This window comes from Spirillospora sp. NPDC049652 (genome assembly GCF_040675125.1).
Classification (GTDB): domain Bacteria; phylum Actinomycetota; class Actinomycetes; order Streptosporangiales; family Streptosporangiaceae; genus Spirillospora.
The window spans coordinates 1-1,666 of record NZ_JBFAOF010001274.1 but is presented as its reverse complement, the minus strand read 5'-3'; the positions used below and the strand labels follow the sequence as shown (position 1 = coordinate 1,666).

The 1,666-nt window shown below is 71.8% G+C and carries 3 protein-coding genes; 1 reads left to right on the top strand and 2 read right to left on the bottom strand.

Going from position 1 to position 1,666, the window contains the following annotated elements:
• Positions 1-333, bottom strand: a 333-nt coding sequence (locus tag AB0J52_RS39370; RefSeq protein ID WP_500188202.1) for a sigma factor, incomplete at its 3' end; no start/stop codon positions are given.
• Entirely contained in the window at positions 330-701 is a 372-nt protein-coding gene (locus AB0J52_RS39365) for a YciI family protein (protein ID WP_500188200.1), read from the bottom strand. The genes AB0J52_RS39365 and AB0J52_RS39370, both read right to left, overlap by 4 nt.
• Before the next feature lie 163 nt (positions 702-864).
• Here AB0J52_RS39365 and AB0J52_RS39360 point away from each other — a divergent pair.
• The coding region (locus AB0J52_RS39360; protein WP_500188199.1) for an MFS transporter at positions 865-1,666 on the top strand (802 nt) is incomplete at its 3' end.

Below are 1,666 nucleotides of genomic sequence, written 5' to 3'. Positions count from 1 at the left end.
CGACGTGTGCTCTCCCGATCGCGCGGCCGCGGCCCCGGCGGCCTGTTCGGCCGCCACCGCCGACTCGCGCTCGCGGCGCGCTTGCTCGCTGCGCATCTGGTCGATGAGCCGCCGGGACGCCACCGCCACCAGCCAGCCGCGCGGGTTGTCCGGCACGCCCTCGGCGGGCCACTGCACCGACGCCGCGAGGACGGCCTCCTGCACGGCGTCCTCGCAGCCCTCGAACTGCCCGTGCCTGCGCACGAGCGCGCCGAGGACCCGCGGCGCGAGCTCGCGCAGCAGGTCCTCGAATCCCGTCCGGGCTTCCGCCTGGTGACCAGGGGCTTCGCTCATGCCTCCAATTGTCCGTCAGAGAACATGACCTGGCGCACCTCGACCCCGAGGCCCTCGATCCCCGCGTCCGGGATCCGCGCGGCGAGCTCGACCGCGCGCTCCTTGTTCTCGACGTCGACCAGGTAGAAGCCGCCCAGGAACTCCTTGGCCTCCAGGAACGGCCCGTCGGTCACGACCGGCTGGCCGTTGCGCACCGCCACCACGGCCGCCTGGGAGGGGTCGACCAGCGCCTGCGTGAGCACGAACTCGCCGGACTCCTTCAGGTCGGCCATGAACTTCCCGTGGCCCTCGCCGATCGCCGACTTCTCCTCGTCGGTCAGCGCGTCCAGCACGGCCGGGTTGATGTGCATGCTGATCAGGAACTGCATGTCGTGCTCCTCGTGTTCGTGTGCCGCCGGGACCCTGGCGGGCCCTTTTCGACCGTTGGTCGGAGCCGCCGCCGGCTTCTTGACATCCTCCGGAAGAAAGAATGTGTTCCGGTTCTCGCGCGCCCTGATGTCAAGAAGCGCGTCCCCGTTCCGACCAGCCTGCATGACGAACGCAACCGAACCGAAGGCGGACCGCCGCGCCTGGCTGGGGCTGACCGTCCTGGCGCTGCCGACCCTCATCGTCGCGATGGACATGACGGCCCTGCTCCTCGCCCTGCCGAAGCTGAGCGCCGACCTCGGCGCGAGCGGCGTCGAACAGCTGTGGATCAGCGACGGGTACGGGTTCATGGTCGCCGGACTGGTCATCACGGCGGGCACGCTCGGCGACCGGATCGGCCGCCGGAAGCTGCTGCTGGCCGGGGCCGCGGGCTTCCTGGTCCTGTCGATCGCGGCCACGTTCGCGGCGGACCCGCTGACGCTGATCGTCGTCCGGCTGCTGCTGGGCGTGGCGGGCGCGACGCTGACGCCGTCCACACTCGCCCTCATCACCAGCATGTTCCGGGACGAGCGGCAGCGCGGGAAGGCCATCGCGATCTGGGCGACCAGCCAGTTCGCCGGCGGCGCGCTCGGGCCGGTGCTGGCCGGGTTCCTGCTCCAGCACTTCTCCTGGAAGTCGGTGTTTCTCATCGCCGTGCCCGCGATGGCCGTGGTGCTCGCCGCCGGGCCGTTCCTGCTGCCCGAGTTCCGCAGCGACCGGGCCGGACGGCTCGACCCCGTCAGCGTCGGCCTGTCGCTGGTCGCGGTGCTGCTCATGGTCTACGGCTTCAAGCAACTCGCGATCCAGGACGAGCTGGCCGTGCCGGGCGCGGCGCTGCTGGCCGGCGCGGCGGTCGGCGCGGTGTTCGTCCGGCGGCAGCTGCGGATGGAGGCGCCGCTCCTGGACCTGCGGCTGCTCCGGAACCGGC